The sequence below is a fragment of the Streptomyces sp. NPDC005181 genome, from assembly GCF_040608395.1.
In the GTDB taxonomy this organism is placed as follows: Bacteria; Actinomycetota; Actinomycetes; order Streptomycetales; family Streptomycetaceae; genus Streptomyces.
This window is the reverse complement of record NZ_JBEXID010000022.1, coordinates 1-22,046: the sequence shown is the minus strand read 5'-3', so window position 1 is coordinate 22,046 and position 22,046 is coordinate 1. Positions and strand designations below refer to the sequence as shown.

Sequence of the window (22,046 nt, the reverse complement as noted above, 5' to 3'; positions counted from 1 at the left end):
TACCGATTTACTGAACTCTCTTCACCGGCACACTCGTTAACTTCCTTGAAAATTCTTGTGCATCAGCTGTTGACGTCCCTCTTGAGGCGTTCCTAGCATCAGTGCATCGATTTACCAGTGACATCTTCGGCCAGGGCGGCAGCGGCTGGCTGGACTCCTGGTGGGCGCTCATCGTCCCTGGCGCCGTGACCCCGTTCGCCGTCTTTCTCTTCCGCCAGTTCTACCTGGATCTTCCGGTGGAGCTGGAGGAGGCAGCCCGGCTGGACGGGCTCGGCGAGTTCCGGATCTACGCACGGATCATGACGCCGCAGGTCAAGCCCGCACTCACCACGGTGGCGCTGCTGACCTTCGAGTCGTCCTGGAACAACTTCCTCTGGCCACTGCTGGTGACCTGCACGGACAGCCTGCGGGTGATCCAGGTCGGGCTCTCCGTCTTCAAGACGGAGAACGGCACCCAGTGGCACTTCCTGATGGCGGGCACGACGCTCGCCACCCTCCCCATGGTCGTTCTCTTCCTCATCGGCCAGCGCTATTTCGTGCAGGGCTTTGCAACTGCCGGTCTCAAGTGACCGGTTCCGGTCCTGAGCGGCCGGTTATCGAAAGGGTGACCCCCATGTCTGCTGATCTCAACGGATCCCGCGCACTGGTGACAGGAGCGGGCCACGGCATCGGCCGCGCCATCGCCGTCGCCCTCGCCGAGGCCGGCGCCGATATCGCCGTCCACTACCACTCCTCGGCCGACGAGGCCGTGAAGACGGTCTCCGCGATCGAGGCGCTGGGCCGCAGGGCGAAGGCGTTCCAGGCCGACGTGACCGTGGCGACGGACGTCGACCGGGTCGTCGAGGAGGCGACCGGCTTCCTCGGCGGTCTGGACGTCTTGGTCTGCAACGCGGGCCATCTGATCGGCCGCGCCACGATCGCCGAGATGACCGACGACCACTTCGACCGGGTGATCTCCACCAACCTGACGTCGACGTTCCGTACGGTGCGGGCCGCGCTGCCGCATCTGACGAAGTCGTCGGCCGGTCGCATCATCACCATGTCCTCGCTGGCCGCGCACAACGGCGGCGGCCCCGGTTCGGTGGCGTACGCGGCGGCCAAGGCCGGTGTCCGCGGCTTCACCAAGGGGCTGGCCAAGGAACTCGGCGGTACCGGGATCACGGTCAACACCGTCGCCCCGGGCTTCATCAAGGGCACCGCCTTCCACGACACGTTCACCGCGCCGGAGGCGCAGCAGTCGATGGAGGCGGGCATCCCCGTGGGCCGGGCCGGCACGCCGGAGGATGTGGCCGCGGCCGTCGTCCACCTCGCGTCGCCGTCGTCCGGCTTCCTCACCGCCACCACGGTGGACATCGACGGTGGCGTATGGCCGCGTTGAGGCGGATCGCCCGGGAGCGCGGCGGCTGGTGGCACGCGTACGTCTGCCCGGCACACGGGATCGAGCTCGACCACGGTGATCTGCTCGCCGGGGCCTTCCCGGACGGTGGTGCGCGGTGCGCGTACGGCTGCCGGGTGGACGACGAGGCTGTGCGCGGCGCCTGGCTGGTGCTGTCGCACCAGGCGTGGGCGCGGCATCTGCGGGTGCTCGCCCACCGAGGCGAGCGGGCTGAGGCGGTGGCGCGGCTCATCGAGTACGCCGGTCTGTACGCGGAGCTCGCCACCGAACGGCACGGCGAGGCACAGGCCTGGATGCTGCGCGGCCGCCTCTTCCACCAGGCGCTGACCGACGCCATCTGGGCGGTCAACATCGGGCATGCCGTCATCACCCTGGCCGAGGACTCCGCGGATGGTCTGGCAGCGGTGCTGCCGCTCCTCGACGATCTGGAGCGCGCGACGCTGGACGCCCGGGGAGTGCTTACGGGGCAGGGGCACCTCGCATCCAACTACACCGCCTGGCTCAACGCCGCAGGAGTGGCGGCGAGTCGTGGCGCGGCCGCCGCCCGCGGCCAGGAGTGGCAGGGCGCGAAGGTATGGCTCGACGGCGACCACGGGCTGTACGCGCATCTGCGCGTCGCGGTCGCCGACGACGGCTGGGAGTGGGAGGGCAGCACCTACTACCACGGGTTCGTGCTGCGCGCCGCGCTGCTGGCGCTGCGCTCCACGGATCCGGCGGCCATTCCGTCCGATGTGGTCGACGTACTCGCCGCAATGACGGATGTGCTGGCGACCGTCGCCACACCCGGCAGCATTCTCCCCGCGCTGCACGACGGCCCGTATCTGCGCCATCCGCTGGCGCTGGAGTGGCTCGAACTGGTAGCGCTGACACAACGGTTGGTGCCGTCCACAGCCCTGGAGGCGGTGGCCGAGCGGGCCCGTGCCGAGCTCGGCACGCACGACGACGGGCTGGACCGGGCGGTGGGCGGCTGGTTCGCGGGCCCGCCGCTGCCGGAGCGTCCGGCGCCGGGTCCGGTCACGGTGTTCCGCGCAAGCGGATATGCGGTGCTGCGTGGGGCGGGGATCCATGCGCTGCTGGACTTCGGTCCGCACGGGGGCTCGCACGGACATCGCGACAAGCTCTCGTTGTATCTGTACGGGGACACCACCCCATGGCAGCCCGATCCCGGTCAGGTCCCTTATGCCCACGCCGAGTTCCGTGATCTGTACGCATCCACGGAAGCGCATCCCACCTTCCGGGTGGACCGCGCCGAGCAGGCGGAGTGCACCGGGAAACTGCTCGATTCGGACGGTTCCTCCGTCCGCGCCGAGGTGACCGAAGCGTACGCAGGTGTGCGGGCGGTGCGGCGGATCACGGTCGGTGACAGCTGTCTCGTCGATCTGCTGACCGTGACGGCGGAGGACTCCCGGCAGCTCACCGCGCAGTTGCGCCCCGGCGTCGCGCTGGACGTCCAGCTGCAGGCCGGCGGTCCCGTGCGTACCACGTGGTACGGCGACGAGACGCTGCACGGCTGGCACACGCACATCGCCGGCGTACCGGTCCGTCCGGTCACCCGGCCGGGCCCCGGCCCGGCCGACGATCCGCAGCGGATTCGCACCCAGGTCGACTTCACCGCCGAGGCGCAGCGGGTCACGTTCGCCTCGGTGTACCAGGCGTCGTCGGCGGGGCCCGCCGTCACCGACGTACAGCTGGACGGTGACGGGCTGACGGTCGGTCTGGCCGACGGCAGCACGGCGCAGTTCCGGACGGAGGACTGACTCTTGTTGCTCTCGGCGACCCCGCCGCCCGGCCCGCGCCCCGCCCAGGAGGCGCGGTTGTACGGGGAGGCCGCCCGCCGTCGCGGGCTGACCCCGCCCCGTACCCACCCCCTGGCCAGCATCACCTGGCTGGGTCCCGCCGCATCGAATCCGGCGCTGGCCCACCGGGTCGGCGGTGACCCGGCCCATCTGGCGGAGAGCCGACGCTGGATCGAAGCGGCGGTCCGGCTGCCGCACTGGGGCAAGGCCCATATGCCGGACCACGATCTGGACGCAGGCTGGCTGCTGCACCATCTGTCGCTCGCCTACCGGTGGATCGGTGACGAGCTGCCGGACGGGTTGCGGGCACTGCTGCGGTACAAGCTGCTGCTCCAGGGGCGGCGGATGTACGAGTTCGCGGTGGCGAGCGAGGGCGGCTGGTGGTCGTCGTCCTACTGGCAGAACCACAACTGGATCTGTTACGCAGGGCTGGCGACGGCCGGATACGTGCTGGGCAAGGAGGAGTGGACCGAGCGCGCCAAGGAGAACCTCGGTACGGTCCTCGATCTGATGCCGGAGGACGGCTCGCACGCCGAGGGTGTCGTCTACTGGCGCTACGGCGTGCCGTTCCTCGCGATCCATCTGGATCTCCTCCAGGAGGCGGAGGGCATCGACTGGTGGGACCGGGGCGGTTTCCTGTCCCGTACGTTCCGCTACCGGCTGCACCAGACCGCCCCCGGCTTCGCCCGCAATGTCGACCACGGCGACTGCCACGACCGGCGCAGCGGTCACAGCGCCGCCCTGTACTACCGCCTGGCTGCGCAGTACGGCATTCCGGAGGCGCAGTGGATGGGTGATCTGGCGTCGGGCGAGCTGCTCTGGCAGGAGGCGTCGAAGAGCGGGGTGCGACCGGGGATCCTCCCGGAGGCCCTCCTCGAATACCTCTGGTACGACCCGTCCGTGCAGGCAACGCGGCCCACCGAGACCCGGGCGTTCTTCCCGGATCTGGGACTGCTCGCGGCGCGTACGGGCTGGGACGACGACGCCACGCTCGTCTCGTTCAAGGCGAGTCCGGGCGGCGGTCACAAGGCGTGGGAGACATCTGCGAAGCACCGCGCCGAGCGGGGCTGGGAGACCCTCAACCAGGGGCACCACCACCCGGACTCCGGCTCCTTCGTGATGGTCTCGCAGGGTGAGTTCCTTGCGGTCGACGAGGGGTACAGCAACCGCAAACGGGCCGCGCACCACAATCTGCTGCTGGTGGACGGGCAGGGGTACGCGGACGAGGGCCGGTACCACGTCTACCAGGACCTTCCGTTCGAGCGACAGGCCCGGCAGCGCGATGTGCTGATCGGCGACGAGTGCGGCTGGGCGCACGCGACAGCGGAGATCGCCGCCATGTACGACCCGGGGCTCGGGGTGCGGCGGCTCGACCGGACGCTGGTGTTCACCCCGTCGGGGCGGCTGGTGCTGCTCGATCTGGCGGAGTCGGAACCGGGCGAGGGACGGGAGTGGACGTTCCTCCTCCAGACCGACCGGCCCACCGAGCCGCAGCCGGACGGTACGCGGCTGATCCGGTCCGGCTCGGCCGTGGCGCGGGTACGGCAGTTCGCCCCGCTCGACGCATCGGTCACCTGGGAGGTCACCGAGGTCGAGGCCAATCCGACGTCCAGCACACCGGAGCTGCGTCTCACCCGCACGCTGCACACACTCCGGTCGATGTCCTCCCGGTCCGTCTCCGGACTGTTCCTCACGGCGATCACGCCCGGTGCGGCGGACTCGGGCGAGAGAGCGGAGTGCGCGGATGGGCACGGCGTCATCTTCCACGGCGAAACGGTGCTGCTCTCCCCCGTCGCGCGCCGGATCCGTACCGCTGCCGTCTGCGCCGATGCCGCGGCCGTGCTCCTCCGCGACGACGCCCGTGCACCGTACGTCGTCGCGGCCACGCGGCTGGAGCTGAACGGACGCGTGCTCCTCGACGTCTCGGAGCCGTACACAGGAAAGGTCGGCTGACCCATGCAGGCAACCCTCTCACCCCCGGAACAGCGGGCCGCCGGCCCGTCCGGATGGCCGACGCTGCTGCGCCGGCTGGAGTTCGTGGCCTACCCGGCAGCCGCTGGGGCCGCATTCGCCGTGCTGTCCCTCGGCGTCGTGACGTGGCTGCCCGCGCTCGCCGCGATGGGGTACGCCCTGCAACGGTGGCGCACCGAGGGGGACACCCGCTGCTTCACCCGCGCGTTCACGGCGTTCCCGCAGCGCAGTACTGGCGCGCGCTGTGGCTCCACTCACTGGCGTCCACCGTCGCGGCGCTCGTCCTCACCGCCAACATCGTCCACCTGCTGGGCCGTTCGGAGCCCTGGACGTTCGTGGTGCTCGCCGCGCAAGTGGGCATCGCGGCGGCTGCGGTCATCCACCATGTGGCGCTGGCTGCCGAGGCAGGCCGTTCGCCGCAGGAGACGGTCCGTTCCTGGTCGCGCGGTGCGCTCGTGCTCGGTTTCGGGTCCGCGGCCCGTGGCACCGCACTGCTCGGTGCGGTGATCTCCGCAACGCTGCTCTCCCTCGTCGTACCGCTGGGGCCGCTGCTTCTGGGCCCGAGCATTCCCGTACTCCTCGCCCTGTCCTTCGCCGATCCCAGGAGGCACACCCCATGAGCCGTTTACTGCACACCGCCCTCGTCGCCGCACTCGCCGCGGGCGCTCCGCTCGCCTTCCCGCCGCCGTCGGTCGCGGCGGAGTCGGCGACCGCCTACTACGTGTCGCCGTCGGGCAGTGACTCCAACGCAGGTACGTCTGCGAGTGCTCCGCTCGCCACGATCCAGAAGGCCGTGGACCTGGCGCCGACGGGCGCGGTGGTGAACCTCGCCGCCGGTGCAGCCGACGAATGTCTGCGGGTGCGCTATCTCGTGACCGGCGCCGACATTTTCGGCAACACCATCACCAACTGCGGCGTGGCCGACTTCAAGTTCGGCGGGGGTGGCAAGAACGGTGAGGGCATCTACCTCGGCACGGCCCCCGAGCAGCAGGGCGCGAACGGCGCCCCGGACGCAGCCCCCGACATCAGCAAGAACAACCGCATCCACCACAACACCATCGCCACCCAGGGCAATGAGTGCGTCGACGTGAAGGAGAACTCGACCAACAACTACGTCGAGTACAACGACTGCAGCGGTCAGAAGGACGCCGGTTCGCGTGGGCTCGACGCGCGCGGCAGCGGCAACATCTTCCGCTACAACACCATTCACGACAACGTCGGCGCGGGCATCCGGCTCGGTGGGGACACCGCGACGGACGGCATCGGTACCAGCATCTACGGCAACACCATCACCGACAACGCGGGCGGCGGCATCAAGTTCATGCGCACTCCGCAGGGCCCGGTGTGCACCAACACGATGAGCGGCAACACCGGCGGCTACGCGGTCGGCACCTACGGCAGCGAGTACACGCCGACGGGTGCGTGCCCGCAATGACCGGCCGGGGACCCGCGAGACGCGGGGTACTGACGGCGGCTGCCGGGCTGGCCGCGGTCGCCGCGACGGCGCCGCACACGCAGGCCGCCGAGGCGCCGCGAAACGGTGCGCAGCGGTCACGCTGGACGACGTCCTGGGCGACCGCACAGACCGCGCCGACCGCAACCGACACCCTGGCGAGCACCGGACTGACCGACGGGACGTTCACCGCCACCGTCCGGCTGTCGGCCGGCGGACAGATCCGGCTGCGGTACGGGCATGCGTTCGGCACCGTACCGGTCCTGATCGGGCCGGTGACTGCGGGCGGGCAGCCCGTGACCTTCGGCGGGCGTGCGCAGGCATGGATCGCCGCGGGCGCCTCGCTGACGAGTGATCCGGTCCCGGGTCTGCGTACCACAGAAGCGGGCCGGTTGACCGTGGAGACCCGGCTGTCCGGCCCCACCGGACCGCTCTCCTTCCACCGCAACACCCATGCCTCGCACCGTGTCGACGGCGTCCGCACGACCTCCGTGTTCCTGCTGACGGGCGTCGACGTGACAGGCGCGCACGGGCCGGCGATCGCGGTGGTCGGCGACTCCATAGCCGAGGGTGTCGGCACGCCGGACGACGCCGATCTGCGCTGGCCGGACCAGTTGGCGCGACGCCTTCCCGGCTCGGCCGTCGCCAATCTCGGCATCAGCGGCAACCGGGTGCTGCTGGACGACACCCGGTTCGGACCGAGCGTCCAGGCCCGCTTCGACCGTGATGCGCTGTCACTGCCCGGGCTGCGGACCGTGTTCGTCCATCTCGGGGTCAACGACCTTCAGCAGCCGCCCAGTCAGACCGATCCCGCGCTCGTCCTGGCCGGCTACCGGCAGCTCGTCCTGCGCGCCAGAGGCACCGGGCTGCGGGTCGTCGGCGCGACCATCACGCCGTTCGAGGGCTGGGCCCGTTGGACGCCCGGGCTCGAAGCGGTCCGGCAGCGGATCAACGCGGCGGTGCGCACCGGCCAGGTCTTCGACGCCGTCGCCGACTTCGACGCAGCGGTCCGCGACCCGGACCGCCCCTCGCGGATGCTGCCCGCGCACGACAGCGGCGACGGACTGCACCCCAACCCCTCCGGCCATGCGGCGCTCGCCGCGGCCGTCGACCGCCGACACCTCCTGTGAGGGCCCGCATCATGAACCGAGGCACTACCCGGGGCACCACCCGACGCACTGTTCTCGCCGGAGTGGCGGCGCTCGGCGCAGCCGCCGCGCTGCCTGTCACGTCCGCCGGTGGGACCGCACTCGCCGCAGCGGGTGACGTCGCCGCCCTGCGCACCCGCTGGCACACCCTGCTCACCGGCGGCCCGGGGCTCGATCTCACGGACCCGCAGATCGCGGCGACGGTGGCCAGGATCGGCAAAGCCGCGACCACGTCCGTCAAGGGCCTCGACCCGACCCGAACCGACGGGCTGTTCCCCGATCTGACCAGCACCACGCTCTCCAACCACGTCACCACGTCCTTCAAGCGCCTCGTCACGGTCGCGACCGCGTGGGCCGTCCCCGGCACCCCGCAGTACGGCGACGCCGCGCTGCGCGATCTGCTGCTGGCCGGCCTCGACTGGATGCTGACACACCGTTACGGCCCCGAGCACACCAGGTTCGACAACGACTGGGACTGGGAGATCGGCTCCGCGCTCGCCCTCAACGACGCGTCCGTTCTGCTGTACGACGCGCTCGGTACGGAGCGGCTGGACCGGATCAGCACGGCCGTCCGGCACTACACCCCCGACCCGAACCTGTGGCGGGCCGACCGGCAGATCGCGACCGGTGCCAACCGGGTGTGGATCGCCACCGTCGTCGCAGTCAACGCGGTGTTGCGCGACAACGGCGACGATCTCGTCCGAGTCCGTGACGCTCTTTCGGACGTCGAGGGTTCGGGGGCCAACATTGTGCTGGCGTTCAACGACACCAGTGCGGCCGCGGAAGGCACCGGTGAGGGGTTCTACTCCGACGGATCGTTCCTCCAGCACTACAAACACCCGTACAACGGCGGCTACGGCAAAGAGCTGCTCGGCAATCTCTCGCGGCTGCTGAACCTGCTCGCCGGGACGCCGTGGACGGTCACCGACCCCGATCTCGACAACGTCCGGCACTGGGTCGACGACGGCTTCGACCCGCTGATCGCCCGCGGCGATGTGATGGCGTCGGTGTGCGGGCGCGAGATCGCCCGCCCCAGCAAGCAGGGCCATGTCTCGGCGCAGACGGTCATCGAAGCGGTGGTGCGGCTGATCCCGAGCTTCCCCGGGGACGCCGCCGACCGGTTCACCGCCCTGGTCAAGCAGTGGATCGCCGAGGACACCTACCGGGACTTCCTCGCAGCAACCGACCTGGCGACGCTGGTCGCCGCCCGGCGGATCATCGCCTCGCCGGTCCCGGCGCGCGGCCCGCTGGTCGCCCACCAGCAGCACCCGCGGAAGGACAAGGCGGCCCACCACCGGCCGTCGTTCGCACTCGGCATCTCCGCGTACTCGTCGAGGATCTACAACTACGAGTCGATCCAGAACGAGAATCTGCACGCCTGGCATCTCTCCGACGGCATGGTTCTGCTCTACACGGACGATCTCGGGCACTACAGCGAGGACTACTGGCCCACCGTCGACCCGACGCGGCTGCCCGGCACCACCGTCATCGCCGGCCGCCCCGCTGACGCGGCCGGCCAGCGCACCACCAGCACGGCGGACTGGGCGGGCGGCGCCGCGCTGCCCGGAACGACGCTCGGCGCGTACGGCATGGAGCTGCGCGCGTTCGGGAGTTCGCTGCGCGGTCTGAAGAGCTGGTTCTGCCTGGACGATGTGATCGCCTGTGTCGGCTCGGGCATCACCGCCGACGCGGGCATTGCCGAGACGGTCGTGGAGAACCGTAAACTGCGCGACCCACAGGCGGCTCTCCTCGTCAACGGCACGGCAGTGCCGGCGGGCTCGGGCTGGTCGGATCGGCTCGGCCAGGTCCGCTGGCTGCACCTCGCCGGGGCCGGCGGCTACATCTTCCCCAGGGCCACCACGGTCAACGGTGTGCGCGAGGAGCGCACCGCGACCTGGCGCGAGATCAACCTCAAGTACGGCACCGACACCCCCGTCACCCGCCCATATCTGACGCTGTGGCAGGACCACGGCACGGCACCGGACAGGGCCGGCTACTTCTGGCTGCAGGCGCCCGCCGCGTCCGCCGGACGCACCAGACTGTGGTCGGCTGCGCCGCCGGTGAAGCTGGTCGCCGACTCCACGGCCGTGCATGCGGTACGCCGCTGCGCGGACGGGCTGTTCGCAGCGAACTTCTGGACCGCGGGCACCGCACAGGACCTCACTTCGGACGGGCCTGCGTCGGTGCTGGTGCGGCCCGAGGGGAAGACGGTGACGGTGTCCCTGTCCGATCCGACCCAGCTGCGGTCCTCGGTCGTGCTGGACCTCGCGCAGCGCGGTCTGACCGTCGTCTCCGCCGATCCGGGCGTCAGCGCCTCGGCCACGGCCACGGGCATCCGGATCACGGCCGACACCGCTGAACGCCACGGCGCAACCCTCACCCTCAACCTCACCCTGAAGAGGAGCTAGACCCTTGCTGTTCGACATGGACCTGGAGCGGCTGCGGGCGTACTGGCCGGAGCCGGAGGAGCCCGCAGACTTCGACGCCTTCTGGGCGAAGACGCTCACCGAGACGGCCCGCCACGAGCTGGACGCCGAGTTCGTCCCGTACGACGCCGGGTTCGCGACCGTCGATGCCTTCGATGTGACGTTCCGCGGCTGGGGCGGGCAACCGGTGAAGGCGTGGCTCATGCTGCCGCGGGCGCGCTCGGCGCCGCTGCCCACCGTGGTGCAGTACATCGGCTACAACGGCGGCCGGGGCATTCCGTACTCCTGGCTGACCTGGAGCGCCCTCGGCTACGCGCATCTGATCATGGACAACCGGGGGCAGGGCGGCGGGGGCAAGAACACCGCGGACACCCCGGACATCGGCCCCGACGGCCACGGCTCCTCGTCCCCCGGATTCCTCACGCGCGGCATCGAGGATCCGTACCGGCACTACTACCGGCGGCTCATCACGGACGCGGTGCGGGCCGTCGACGCGGCCAAGGCGCACGAGGCCGTGGACGCCTCGCGGGTCGCGGTGCTCGGCGGCAGCCAGGGCGGCGGTCTCGCCCTCGCCGTGGCCGGGCTGCGCGACGATGTGGTGGCGGCGGTGGCCGATGTGCCGTTCCTCTGCCACTACCGGCGCGCCTCGCAGATCACGGACGCGGGCCCGTACGCGGAGATCGCCCGCTGGCTGTCCGGGCACCGCTTCCGGATCGACGAGGCGATGGAGACGCTGTCCTACTTCGACGGGGTCAACTTCGCGGCGCGGGCGACCGCTCCGGCGTGGTTCTCGGTGGGTCTGATGGACAAGATCTGCCCGTCGTCGACGGTGTTCGCCGCCTACCACCGCTACGCCGGACCGGCCGAGATCGAGGTGTTCACGTACAACGGGCACGAGGGCGGCGCGGAGTACGACCTGCCGCGCAAGCTGGGCGCGCTGCGCGGCGTGTTCGGCTGACTTGATCTTCAACCCCGGGGTTGAAGATCAAGTCAGGTACGGATCAGCAGGTACGTGGACGGGTCACCGGCCCAGCGCCGCCATCGCGGCGTTGTGGCCGGGGACCCCGCTGACCCCGCCGCCGCGTACGGCGCCCGCCCCGCACAGCAGCACATTGGCGTGCGCCGTCTCGACGCCCCAGCGGCCGGAGGACTCCGTGGCGTACGGGAAGGCGAGGTCGCGGTGGAAGATATGGCCGCCGGGCAGCCGCAGATCCCGTTCGAGGTCGAGCGGGGTCTTCGCCTCGATGCACGGCTCGCCGTTCCCGTCGACGGCCAGACAATCGGCGATCGGCTCGTCGAGATGCGCGTCGAGCTCCGCGAGCGTGGCCTTGAGGAGGGCGGCGCGCGTCGCCTCGTTGTCCGCGGCGAAGAGCCGAGCGGGCGTGTGCAGGCCGAAGAGGGTGAGGGTCTGGTAGCCACTGGCGGCGAGCTCAGGGCCGAGGATCGATGGGTCGGTCAGCGAGTGACAGTAGATCTCGGACGGGGGCGCCGCGGGCAGCCGTCCCGATGCGGCGTCCCGGTAGGCGTCGGCCAGCTGCCCGTACCCCTCGGCGATATGGAAGGTTCCGGCGAACGCCTGGCGCGGGTCGACGGAGCGGTCACGCAGCCGGGGCAGCCGGCGCAACAGCATGTTGACCTTCAGCTGGGCGCCCTCGGCGGGGGCCGGCGGCTCGTCACCGAGGAGTGCGGCGAGGGCCTGCGGCGATGCGTTGACGAGGACCCGGCGGGCGGCGACCCGGTGTTCGCCCTCGGGCGAGCGGACGGTGACCTCGGCCCGGGTGCCGTCGGTCTCGATCCGGGTCGCCTCGTGCCGGACCCGGATCTCGGCGCCCGCCTGCCGGGCCGCCTGTTCGAGGGCGTCGGTGAGCGCGCCCATGCCGCCGACGGGGACGTCCCAGTCACCCGTTCCGCCGCCGATCACGTGGTAGAGGAAGCAGCGGTTCTGGAGCAGGGACGGGTCGTGCGCATCGGCGAAGGTGCCGATCAGCGCGTCGGTCAGCACGATGCCGCGTACGAGATCGTCGGCGAAGTTCTCCTCGACGGCCGCGCCGATGGGCTCCTCGAAGAGCATCCGCCAGGCGTCCGGGTCGCCGATCCGGTTGCGGAGCTCGTCCCGGCTGGGCAACGGCTCGGTGAGGGTCGGGAAGACCCGTTCGGCGACCTGCTGCGTCATGCCGTAGAAGCGCTGCCAGGCCGCGTACTCGCGCTCGCCGCCGGTGAGCGCGGCGAAGGACTCCCGAGTGGTGTCCCCGCCGACGAGCAGTCCGGTGGCGCGGCCGCCGCGCACGGTCGGGGTGTACGACGAGACGGTTCGCTTGCGTACGGCGAAGTCCAGCCCGAGATCGCGGACGATCTTTTGCGGAAGCAGGGACACCAGATACGAGTAGCGCGACAGCCGGGCGTCGATCCCGTCGAAGGGTCGGGTCGAGACGGCCGCCCCCCCGGTGCTGCCGAGGCGTTCGAGGACGAGGACGGACTGTCCGGCGCGGGCGAGATAGGCGGCGGCGACCAGACCGTTGTGGCCGCCGCCCACGATCACTGCGTCATACATGTCAGGTGCGGGCATGGCCCTTGGTAACACGGGAGGATCGCCTCTGACCAGAGGCGGCGGGGCGGAAGTTCCTGGTCAGTGCGGTTCGACGCCCCGTTGCTGGCGCAGCGCCGCGACCCTGCGGTACAGCTCGACCGCCTCCGTGCCGCGCCCGAGCTGTTCGAGACAGTGCGCCTGGTCGTTCCGGCTGGCGAGCGCATCGGGGTGGTCGGCGCCGAGGAGACGCTCGCGGGCCTCGGCGACCGTCCGGTACGCCGTGAGGGCATCGGCCCAGCGCCCGAGCCAGCCCAGACCGACCGCCACCTCGCGGCGGCTGACGAGGGTGTCGGGATGGTCGGGGCCGAGGACGCGCTCCCGGATCGTGCACACATCGCGCGACTCGGCGAGGGCTTCCTCCCAGCGTGCCAGTCGCCCCAGATTGACGCCGAGGCCGTGGCGGGCACGGAGCGTCTCGGGGTCGGTGGGACCGCCCACCCTGGTCCGGTCGTCGACGAGGGCGCGGTACAGCTCCAGGGCCTCCGCGCTGCGGCCCAGCCTGCCGAGGCTGATGCCGACCTCGTAGCGCGCGGAGAGCGTGTCGGGATGGTCGGCGCCGAGCGTTGCCTCGCGGCCCCGGGCGACTTGCCGGTAGGTCTGCAGCGCGTCCGTCCACCGCCCCAACCGGCCCAGGGTGTACGCGACTTCGTAGAGAGTGACCAGGGTGTCCGGGTGACTGGCGCCGAGCAGTCGGGTGCGGGCGTGCGCCACGTCGCGGGCCATCCGGTACGAGTCCTCCAGGCGCCCGAGCCTGCTGAGGTTGAACGCGAGGTTGTGGCGGCAGCGCAGGGTGTCGGGGTGGTCGGGGCCCATCGACCGTTCCCGGGAGGCGAGAACCGCGGCGTACACCTGATGGGCCTCGAAATGGCGGCCGAGCTGGCCCAGTACGAACGCCATCTCCTGCCGGGCGGCGAGCGTCTCCGGGTGGTCGGGGCCCATGGTCCGTTCGCGGCCCTGAGCAACCCGGTCGAACGCGCGCAGGGCATCCGCGGCGCGTCCGGTGCGGCTGAGGGTGAACGCGACCTCGAACCAGCTGGAAAGGGTGTCGGGGTGGTCGGGGCCGAGGGCGTGTTCGCGTTCGGCGGCGACCGCGCGGTGCACCTCGCCGGCCTCCTCCCAGTGGCCGAGCCGGCCCAGGTTGAGGCCCGCGCTGTGCCGGTTGGCGAGAGTGGAGAGCAGCTCCGGCGAGGGTGTGGGCCGCTCGGGCCGGGCGAGCGGGACTCCGCCGGTCAGGGCCCGCATGCCGGTGCCGGTGGTCCACTCCCCGGTCAGGCCCGCGGCATGGTCGGGCGGGGCGAGGCCGAGGTGCGTGGCCCCGGACGCCTTGTGTCCGATGGTCATGCCGCGGGTCCAGGACGGCAGCCGCGGCCCGAGGCCGGAGGGTTGCTGGCCGGGGCGTACGACGGGGACCGGCGGGGCCAGCCGGACCTGCCCCGACGGCTGGAGATGCCCGGCCGGCCGGCCGTACCCGGTCGGCGGGAGCTCCTGTTGTTCACCGGTGCGCCCGACGGCGATCCGCTGCCGCAGGTCGCCCGCGTCGGCGGGCCGCTCCTCCGGGGTCTTGGCGAGCAGCTCCAGGACGACCCGGTCGAAGAAACCGGGGAGTTCTGCGCGGTGGGTGCGCAGCGGTTCGGGCGGGGTGTCGCGGTGCCCGACGAGCACTGCCCAGGCGTCGTCGAGGTCGAACGGCGGGGCTCCGGTGGCGATCTCGTACAGCACACAGCCCAGTGAGTAGAGGTCGCTGCGGTGGTCGACATGGCCGCCGCTGATCTGCTCGGGCGACATGTAGTGCGGGGTGCCCATGGCGATGCCCGTACCGGTGAGGCGTGAGGTGAAGCCGATGTCGTGGCCGAGCCTGGCGATGCCGAAGTCGCAGATCTTCACCGTGCCGTCGGCCAGCCGCATGATGTTGGCGGGCTTGAGGTCCCGGTGCACGATGCCCTGTTGGTGGGTGTAGCCGAGCGCGTCGGCGACCTGCTCGGCGATGTCGACGATGTCGGGCACCGGCAGCGGATGCTGTTCGTTGTCCTCCAGGAGCTGGCTGAGGTTGCGGCCGTCGAGGAGTTCCATCACCAGGTAGAGGACGCCGTCGTGTTCGCCGAAGTCATGGACGACAGTGACGCCTCGGTGCTGGAGGGCGGCGGCCACCCGGGCCTCGCGGCGGAACCGTTCACGCAGGATCCGGGTGAACGACTGATCGTTCTGGGGCCCCACCGGCTTGAGGTATTTGACGGCCACGAGGCGGCCGAGCGACTCGTCGCGGGCGCGCCACACCTCGCCCATGCCCCCGCGCCCGATCAGATCGAGCAGCCGGTACCGGCTCTGGATCAGCCTGGTGTCCGCCATCGCGTGCTGTCGCCCCCGTTGCTTCGCCTACTGCTGCGCCCTCCCCGGCCCGTCCAGTATGGCTTCCCCGCCGCGGAGTTTGGAGGGGGTGGGGCGGCTACCGGGTCCGAGTCGTTCCATCGCCTGCACGATGTGGCCGGGCGGGAGTTGCCAGCGCAGCCGTGAGGGGATGCAGCGCAGGGCGCTTCCGGCGACGCGCAGGCGCCGGTCGACGGTGCGCGGGGGTGGCGCGGCCCTGCCGTAGAGCTCATGGGCGTACGAGGGCAGTGACTGGTAGGCAAGTGCCGCGACGCGCCGCCACAGCAGTTCGCGCGCCGGGACCAGCAGGGCATGGACGGGCGGACGGCGGAGAAAGGCGTCGACATCGAGCGCCTCGGCGCCCGCGGCGAGTTCGGGCCGCATGCGGTCGAAGTAGGCGGCGAGCTGGGCGGTGGTCGCGGGTGCATCTCCGGGGTCGAGACCCACCAGGCGGGCGCTGGTGCGGTGTTCGTCGATGTAACGGTCGGCCTGCGCGGCGGTGAGGGACTGGCCGGAGCGGAGCTGCACCTGAAGATAGGAGTCGACCTCGGCACAGTGCACCCACAGCAACAGCTCGGGTTCGTCGACGCCGTACGTCTCGCCGGTCGCCGGGTCGGTGGCCTTGAGGAGCCGGTGGATCCTGCGGACCCGGGCGCCCGCCTTCTCGGCGGCTTCCGTGGTGCCGTAGGTGATGGTGCCGACGAAGCCGGCCGTGCGCAGCAGCCGCCCCCAGGCGTCCTTGCGGAAGTCGGAGTTCTGCATGACGCCGCGGACGGCGCGGGGGTGCAGCGCCTGGAGGTACAGAGCGCGTACGCCGGCGATCCACATCATCGGGTCGCCGTGCAGCTGCCAGGTGACGGTTTGGGGCCCGAAGAGCCCCGGGTCGGCGTGCGCCATGTCTGCTCGTACCTCCCGCTCGGCCGCGTACGTGCGTAGGACGTACGCACCCACAGGATGCGCTGTGACCGGGCTGATGCTCCAGGCCCCGCTCCGGCTAGGTCACGCCCCGGCGATGACCGCCACGCCGACCCGGCCCCCGTCGACGTCGAGCACGGTTCCGTGGACGAATGCCGCCTCGTCGCCTGCCAGGTACACCGCCGCCTGCGCAATGGACTCGGGGCTGCCGACCCCGCCGGCCGGAGTGCCCTTCATCATGATGTCACCGGGGTGCGTCTCGGTCTCGTCCGGCGCGGGCGTGCGCACCACGCCGGGCGAGATCGCGTTGACCCGCACACCGGACGGGCCGAACTCGGCGGCCCACGCCCGGGTCAGGGTCTCCACCGCTCCCTTGCTGGAGCTGTAGAGGGCTCCGACGGGAATGCCCAGGCGGGCGATCCACGATCCGAGGTTGACGATCGCACCGCCGCCCGCCTCTGCCATGGCGGGAGCGAGAGCGGCGGTCAGGAAGAACGGCGCCTTGACGTTGACGGCATAGACCTGGTCGAACGTCTTCTCGTCCGTGGCCGGGGTGGTCGAGCCGGGGTAGATGCCGGCGTTGTTGACCAGGATGTCGACCCGCCCGCCGAGCACGCGGGTCGCCTCGTCGGCGAGGGCCTGGGAGGCCGCCGCACTGCCGTCGAGGTCGGCGGCGACGAAGTCGGCCCGCCCACCGACGGCCTTGATGCCGTCGACGACCTCTTGTCCGCGCTCGTGGTTGCGGCCGGAGACGACGACGTGTGCCCCCTCGGCGGCGAATGCCTCGGCGATCGCGCGTCCGATGTTGCTGGTGGCTCCGGTGACCAGAGCGGTCTTGTGCTGCAGGCGAGTGCCCATGATGCGGTGTCTCTTCTCGTCGGCGTGGCGTCGTGGCGGCGCGCGGAATGAACTCTGTGGATCCAGTCGGTCCTGGCCGCATGGCGGCAAGTGGACCGCGAGGTCCAGTGTGGACCGTGAGGTCCAATGTGAACCCGCGGAACTGGACTGTCAAGTCCAATGGAGTTAGCGTGGTCGCCATCGACGCCTCCCGGAAGGCGGGCCCACAAGGAGGTCACCGACATCGTGCTCACCACCCGTGGAGCCGCCACCCGTCAGCGCATCATCACCGGCGCGGCAGCCCTGATCCGCGACCACGGTGTCGCCGGAGTCAGCCTGGACGACATCCGCGCCGCCACCTCCACCAGCAAGAGCCAGCTGTTCCACTACTTCCCGCAGGGCAAGTCCGACCTGCTCCTCGCGGTGGCCGAGTACGAGGCCGAACAGGTCCTCGCCGACCAGCAGCCCATGCTCGGCGACCTCACCAGCTGGCAGAAGTGGCAGGCCTGGCGCGAGCGCGTGATCGAGAAGTACGACGCCCAGCGCGCCGGCTGCCCGCTGTCCGCACTTACCGCCCAGCTCGATGTCGCCCGCCCGGCCACGCAAGGCATCATCACGCGTCTGTACGACCGCTGGCACACCCATCTCGCCGAAGGCGTACAGGCGTTGAAGGACTCGGGAGAGGCCGACGCGCGCCTCGATGCCGACGCAGCGGCGACAGCCATCCTGACCGCCGTCACCGGTGGCGCCACCTTGCTCCAGGCCACCGACTCCCTGACCTATCTCGAGACCTCGCTCGACCAGGCGCTCAATGCCCTGCGCCGGGACGAGACACCTGTGGCGCGGGTCCGTAGCTGATCGTCAAGAGGAGTCCGGACGGATTCCGTACTCGGGAGACCAGGCCAGAACCTCACTCCGAGACGCCCGAACGAGCCTGCCGCCGACGAAGCGGGCATCATCGGTCCCGCTGCGCGACACCGCCGTCAGCACGCAGAGGTGACGGCGGCCCTCGAGGCCGGCAGCCGCGAGTGCGGCCCGGGCCTGCTCAGCCGTGCGCAAGGCCGGGCCGACGCCGGTGATGCGGTGCCCGGCCTCGGCGATCAGCTCGGACAGTGCCCCGGTGCCGCAGCCGACATCCACAGCGTCGGCCGGGCGGACCGGAGCCGTTCGGTCAGACGCATGGCCCGTTCGGCGCGGGTTTCTGCGGCCCGCAGGCCGTGGTCCGGTTCGTCGTCGAAACCCGGGGCGACGGCGTCCGAGTAGGCGGTGACGGCAGCAGAGAGGTTTGTCATCCAGTGATCCTTTTAGCCGCCACCGACAGCGCCCCCGGCCGCTCACCGTGGTGGCGGAGGACGGCGTGCGGGTCGTGGCCAACGATGGAGGTGTGGTCGGTGTGGACGGTCGCGGCGGTCAGCCGCGGGAGCGCGTGGATCAGGGCGTGCTCGGCGGCGACGGCCAACCGGTGGGCCTCAACGACGGTCAGGTGCGGGGCGACCACGATGTCGGCCTCGGCTCGCAGGGCGTGGCCGATCCACCTCATCCTCACCTGCCCGACGTCCAGCACCCCCTTCACCCCGTGCAGCGCGCGCTCCGCGGTTTCGATGAGAGCGGGGTCGACGGAGTCCATCAAGCGCCGGTAGACCTCGCGGGCGGCGTCCTTGAGGACGAACAGGATCGCGACAGTGATGAGCAGCCCGATGACCGGGTCGACCGCCTGCCGGCCGACAGCGGCACCGCCGGCGCCCAGAAGAACGGCGAGGGAAGTGAAGCCGTCGGTACGGGCGTGCAGACCGTCGGCGACCAGCGCGGCCGAACCGATCTTCCGGCCGGTGCGGATGCGGTAGCGGGCGACCCACTCATTGCCGGCGAACCCGCTCAGAGCCGCAGCGGCCACCGCCAACGGATGGGTGACGTCGCGGGGGTTGAGCAGCCGGTCGACGGCCACCCAGCCCGCCAGGGCCGCGGATGCAGCGATGGTCGCCACGATGACAAGGCCGGCCAAGTCCTCGGCACGGCCGTAGCCGTAGGTGTAACGGCGGTTCGCCGCCCTGCGCCCGAGCACGAATGCGATGCCCAGCGGGACAGCAGTCAGCGCGTCGGCGGCGTTGTGGATCGTGTCGCCGAGCAGTGCCACCGACCCGGACAGGGCCACGATCACGGCTTGGACAAGCGCGGTGACACCCAGGACAGCCAGGGAGATCCACAGCGTGCGCATTCCCTCCCGGGAGGTCTCCATCGCCGAATCGACCTTGGCACTGGCCTCGTGGCTGTGCGGGGTGACCAGGTGGGCGAGCTGATGGCGCAGCCGCGTCAGCAGCGAAATCCCGGACTCGTGCCGATGCTCAGCGTCCGCGTGAGCGGGCCCGTGACTGTGCTGGTCGGGTGTGTGGGTGTGCCGATTCCCCTCCATACACCTCACCGTGGCACACGAATTCGATTGCAGCTACAGCCGTCATACCCACCGTGACCAGGTGCGATGACCTCGCAGATACGTCTTGGGCGCGGGGGTGGTCCGTGACCAGGTCAGCGGTGCTGTCGCCCGGTGTGAACAGGCTGGTGAGCTCGGCGAGGGGCTCCGGACCACCGATCGCAACGCACCCCGCACGGCGCAAGCGTCGAAATGACATCACCCCAGATCGGAAACAAGGTCGGTATGACGCTCAGCGGCCCACTGGTGCTTGCAGCGGTCGCCCGTGTAGCGCGTGGGGGCGGAGATGACCAGGCCGGCGGCGGCCCGGCACCGCTCCGGCCGAGCCTGTCAGGACCGGCAGGTGGGCTGCTTCTGCATCCATACCAGGGCGGACTCGGTGACCGGGTCGCCGGCCGGACCGCGGTCGAGGTCACCGAGACGTCCGGGGCGATGGGGGAATTTCCGTAGCGGCGTCCGGTCCGGTCCACATCGGCGGACTCGGTGAGGCCGAGCTCCGCGCCATCGCTGAGCGGGTACGACGCATTGCCCGACGCCAGACCGGCTGTAGGTAGTCCGAAGGACCGGGTCTGCGCCCGCCCCCGAAAGGCGACCAGGGTGGCTTCCCCGGCGCTGGCCGTGTCCGGGCCGGTCAGGACCGCCACCGGAGGGTGGGGGCGGTGAAGCACGTAGGCGTTGTGCGTCACGTAGTCCGGGATCCCGCCGCCTTCTTTGCCCCCGGGGAGATCCTTGGGGAGGACCTGGCCGCCCAGGAACAGCCGGCCTCGGCGCAGCACCCAGTCCTCGCGCTTCCCGTCGGCATCGACGAAGGCGCCCAGCTTGCCGTCCCCGAGCAGGGGTGCGATGGCATCGAGCATGGGCCAGATGGCCCCTCCTTCGTCACCGCGCAGGTCGACGATCCACCCGCAGGGCCGGGAGGCATCGAGCTTACGGACTGCGGCCGCACCGGCCCGGGCATAACCCGAGACGGCTCCGAGGCTGCCCGGAAGCATCACATAGCCGATCATCGAGCCGATGAGTCGACCGAGGGGCGTCAAGGCCGGCGCCGTCGCATCGGATGTCTCGGGGGCTTCGGTGAATTCCTTGGCCTCCTGGGGGCCGAAGAAGAACGTGTGCGAATCGTTCAGGGCAGCGACCGCCAGCTGGATCGCCGGGTAGGTGTCGGCGGTGGTCGCTGCCCCGGCGGCCTCGGCAAACGCCTGACGCCGCCCGCTCGGCCAGTCGACCTCGTGACGATTCAGCGCCCTTTGCTGGAGCAGGTCCAGCACTTCGGTCAGGTAGACGCGGGCCTCGGGCGCCATCGCCCGGGCGGGCTCCGGTGACGGGTTGGCGACCGCTGTGGCGCCCCGGGCACTGCCAGGGCTGAGGTTCGTGTCGGCGCAGGCCGTGACCAGCAGGGTCCCGGCTGCCATGGCCAGCGAGACGGTCGCCAGCACGCTACGACCTCTGCGAGCATCCGCGATCACGAGGGCTGCCTTTTGCTGGATAGCGGTTCGGGTCCCCGGCCCATCGTGGAGTCGAGCACACGCGTGCGCCAGCCGGCCGCGGCGGCCCGGGTGACGGCTTCGGCCAGCAGCTGGGCGGCTCGTGTTTCCGCTGTGTGGTCGCTGCGACGATCCATTCGTCCAGCAGGTCCTGCAGTTGCTGAAATGTCCAGATATGTTCGGAGGCGGGATCGGTGCCGCGACGGGTGGCATCCGAAAATCGCCTTGTCACAACTGTGACCAGGCTTTCTAGTTGGCACCGCCTAAGGGCTGTCCCGTAACTGCTGGTCACAGGTGAGATGATCTTGCGGTGTCTGGTGTGATCACGGCGTCGGAGCCCTCCTGGATAGCCCCGTTCACCGGGCTGAGCCCGCGTTCCTTCGACAAGCCGGTGAGCGCGCTGCGCCGTGAAGGTGCAGATCCGGTCGGCAAGGGTCGCCCGTGGGCTCTGCCGCTGGAGGACCGGGTGCTGCTCGTGGCGGCCTACTGGCGCAAGAACTTGACGATGCGCCAACTCGCTCCGCTCTTCGGTATCTCGAAGTCCGCGGCCGACCGCGTCATCGACCACCTCGGCCCATCACTCGCGCTCCAGCCACGCAAGCGGTTCCCCAAGGACACCGTGCTCATCGTGGACGGCACCCTGGTGCCTACCCGCGACCACACCATCGCCATGCAGTCCAAGAACTACAGGTACTCCACCAACCACCAGGTCGTCATCGACGCCGACACCCGGCTCGTCGTGCTGGTCGGCCGGCCCCTGCCGGGCAACCGCAACGACTGCAAGGCGTGGCAGGAGTCCGGCGCGAAGGCTGCCGTCGGCAAGACGATGACGATCGCCGACGGCGGCTATCCGGGCACCGGGCTCGTGATGCCCCACCGCCGCCGCAAAGGCGAAGAACTGCCCGACTGGAAACAGGCCCACAACAAGTCCCACAAGCAGGTCCGCGCCCGCGTCGAGCACGTCTTCGCCCGCATGAAGACCTGGAAGATCCTCCGCGACTGCCGCCTCAAAGGCGATGGCGTCCACCACGCCATGCTCGGCATCGCACGTCTGCACAACCTCAACCTCGCCGGATAGGCGAGCAGCCGGACTGGTCACCGACCACGCCACACCCAGTCAAAGATCATTTACGGGACAAGCCTTAGCCTGAGTTCCACAGTTGGCGGTGCCGACTAGGGCACGAATATGTAGGTTGACCTGCGGATATGCCTGTGGGCACGCCGAAGTGGCGTGTCACTAG

The 22,046-nt window shown here is 70.7% G+C and carries 19 protein-coding genes; 11 read left to right on the top strand and 8 right to left on the bottom strand.

All coding sequences use genetic code 11. The features are described from left to right. Positions 1 to 101 precede the first annotated feature (101 nt). From ABZV38_RS16755 to ABZV38_RS16715, 9 genes are all read left to right on the top strand, one after another. The gene (locus ABZV38_RS16755) at positions 102 to 569 is read left to right on the top strand and encodes a carbohydrate ABC transporter permease (RefSeq protein WP_356327681.1); all 468 of its coding nucleotides are present in this window, start codon (positions 102 to 104) and stop codon (positions 567 to 569) included. Positions 570 to 613: 44 nt separating this feature from the next. Next, the gene (locus ABZV38_RS16750) at positions 614 to 1,378 is read left to right on the top strand and encodes an SDR family NAD(P)-dependent oxidoreductase (protein ID WP_356327679.1); all 765 of its coding nucleotides are present in this window, start codon (positions 614 to 616) and stop codon (positions 1,376 to 1,378) included. After that, positions 1,366 to 3,153 (top strand): heparinase II/III family protein, encoded by a 1,788-nt coding sequence (locus ABZV38_RS16745; protein ID WP_356327677.1) that lies wholly within the window; start codon positions 1,366 to 1,368, stop codon positions 3,151 to 3,153. The genes ABZV38_RS16750 and ABZV38_RS16745 overlap by 13 nt, the downstream gene beginning before the upstream one ends. 3 nt (positions 3,154 to 3,156) lie before the next feature. Then, positions 3,157 to 5,145 (top strand): hypothetical protein, encoded by a 1,989-nt coding sequence (locus tag ABZV38_RS16740; RefSeq protein WP_356327675.1) that lies wholly within the window; start codon positions 3,157 to 3,159, stop codon positions 5,143 to 5,145. Positions 5,146 to 5,330: 185 nt separating this feature from the next. After that, positions 5,331 to 5,783 (top strand): hypothetical protein, encoded by a 453-nt coding sequence (locus tag ABZV38_RS16735; protein ID WP_356327673.1) that lies wholly within the window; start codon positions 5,331 to 5,333, stop codon positions 5,781 to 5,783. Continuing rightward, a complete protein-coding gene (locus tag ABZV38_RS16730; protein ID WP_356327671.1) occupies positions 5,780 to 6,598 on the top strand; it encodes a right-handed parallel beta-helix repeat-containing protein in 819 nt (272 codons plus the stop codon). Before ABZV38_RS16735 ends, ABZV38_RS16730 begins: the two co-directional genes overlap by 4 nt. Further along, on the top strand, positions 6,595 to 7,746 hold the full coding sequence (locus ABZV38_RS16725; RefSeq protein ID WP_356327669.1) for an SGNH/GDSL hydrolase family protein: 1,152 nt from the start codon (positions 6,595 to 6,597) through the stop codon (positions 7,744 to 7,746). Before ABZV38_RS16730 ends, ABZV38_RS16725 begins: the two co-directional genes overlap by 4 nt. Positions 7,747 to 7,757: 11 nt before the next feature. Beyond that, positions 7,758 to 10,172 carry a polysaccharide lyase 8 family protein gene (locus tag ABZV38_RS16720; RefSeq protein WP_356327667.1) on the top strand — a complete coding sequence of 805 codons (2,415 nt, stop codon included), beginning with the start codon at positions 7,758 to 7,760 and terminating at the stop codon, positions 10,170 to 10,172. Positions 10,173 to 10,176: 4 nt separating this feature from the next. Next, complete coding sequence (locus ABZV38_RS16715) at positions 10,177 to 11,148, top strand: acetylxylan esterase (protein ID WP_356327665.1); 972 nt, start codon at positions 10,177 to 10,179, stop codon at positions 11,146 to 11,148. Between the two features lie 63 nt (positions 11,149 to 11,211). Here the strand turns inward: ABZV38_RS16715 and ABZV38_RS16710 are convergent, their stop codons facing one another. The 4 genes from ABZV38_RS16710 to ABZV38_RS16695 form a co-directional block, all read right to left on the bottom strand. Then, positions 11,212 to 12,756 (bottom strand): NAD(P)/FAD-dependent oxidoreductase, encoded by a 1,545-nt coding sequence (locus ABZV38_RS16710; RefSeq protein WP_356327663.1) that lies wholly within the window; start codon positions 12,754 to 12,756, stop codon positions 11,212 to 11,214. A 60-nt stretch (positions 12,757 to 12,816) separates the two neighbouring features. After that, entirely contained in the window at positions 12,817 to 15,123 is a 2,307-nt protein-coding gene (locus ABZV38_RS16705) for a tetratricopeptide repeat protein (protein ID WP_356327662.1), read from the bottom strand. A gap of 27 nt (positions 15,124 to 15,150) precedes the next feature. Further along, positions 15,151 to 16,038 (bottom strand): oxygenase MpaB family protein, encoded by an 888-nt coding sequence (locus tag ABZV38_RS16700; protein WP_356327798.1) that lies wholly within the window; start codon positions 16,036 to 16,038, stop codon positions 15,151 to 15,153. Between the two features lie 102 nt (positions 16,039 to 16,140). Then, positions 16,141 to 16,914, bottom strand: coding sequence for an SDR family oxidoreductase (locus tag ABZV38_RS16695; RefSeq protein ID WP_356327660.1), 774 nt, complete (start codon positions 16,912 to 16,914; stop codon positions 16,141 to 16,143). A 225-nt stretch (positions 16,915 to 17,139) separates the two neighbouring features. Here ABZV38_RS16695 and ABZV38_RS16690 point away from each other — a divergent pair, with 225 nt between their 5' ends. Then, entirely contained in the window at positions 17,140 to 17,751 is a 612-nt protein-coding gene (locus tag ABZV38_RS16690; RefSeq protein ID WP_356327658.1) for a TetR/AcrR family transcriptional regulator, read from the top strand. Between the two features lie 3 nt (positions 17,752 to 17,754). Here the strand turns inward: ABZV38_RS16690 and ABZV38_RS16685 are convergent, their stop codons facing one another. The 4 genes from ABZV38_RS16685 to ABZV38_RS16670 all read right to left on the bottom strand — a co-directional run bounded on the left by ABZV38_RS16685 (position 17,755) and on the right by ABZV38_RS16670 (position 20,757). Then, a complete protein-coding gene (locus ABZV38_RS16685) occupies positions 17,755 to 18,033 on the bottom strand; it encodes a methyltransferase domain-containing protein (RefSeq protein WP_356327656.1) in 279 nt (92 codons plus the stop codon). Next, entirely contained in the window at positions 17,994 to 18,185 is a 192-nt protein-coding gene (locus ABZV38_RS16680) for a hypothetical protein (RefSeq protein WP_356327655.1), read from the bottom strand. Before ABZV38_RS16680 ends, ABZV38_RS16685 begins: the two co-directional genes overlap by 40 nt. Further along, a complete protein-coding gene (locus ABZV38_RS16675; protein WP_356327653.1) occupies positions 18,182 to 19,303 on the bottom strand; it encodes a cation diffusion facilitator family transporter in 1,122 nt (373 codons plus the stop codon). The genes ABZV38_RS16680 and ABZV38_RS16675 overlap by 4 nt, the downstream gene beginning before the upstream one ends. A 113-nt stretch (positions 19,304 to 19,416) precedes the next feature. Further along, positions 19,417 to 20,757: a S41 family peptidase gene (locus ABZV38_RS16670; protein WP_356327651.1), complete on the bottom strand. Its 1,341-nt coding sequence runs from the start codon at positions 20,755 to 20,757 to the stop codon at positions 19,417 to 19,419. A gap of 358 nt (positions 20,758 to 21,115) precedes the next feature. Between ABZV38_RS16670 and ABZV38_RS16665 the strand changes: the two genes are divergently transcribed. Further along, entirely contained in the window at positions 21,116 to 21,883 is a 768-nt protein-coding gene (locus ABZV38_RS16665) for a transposase (RefSeq protein ID WP_356327650.1), read from the top strand. Positions 21,884 to 22,046 lie beyond the last annotated feature (163 nt).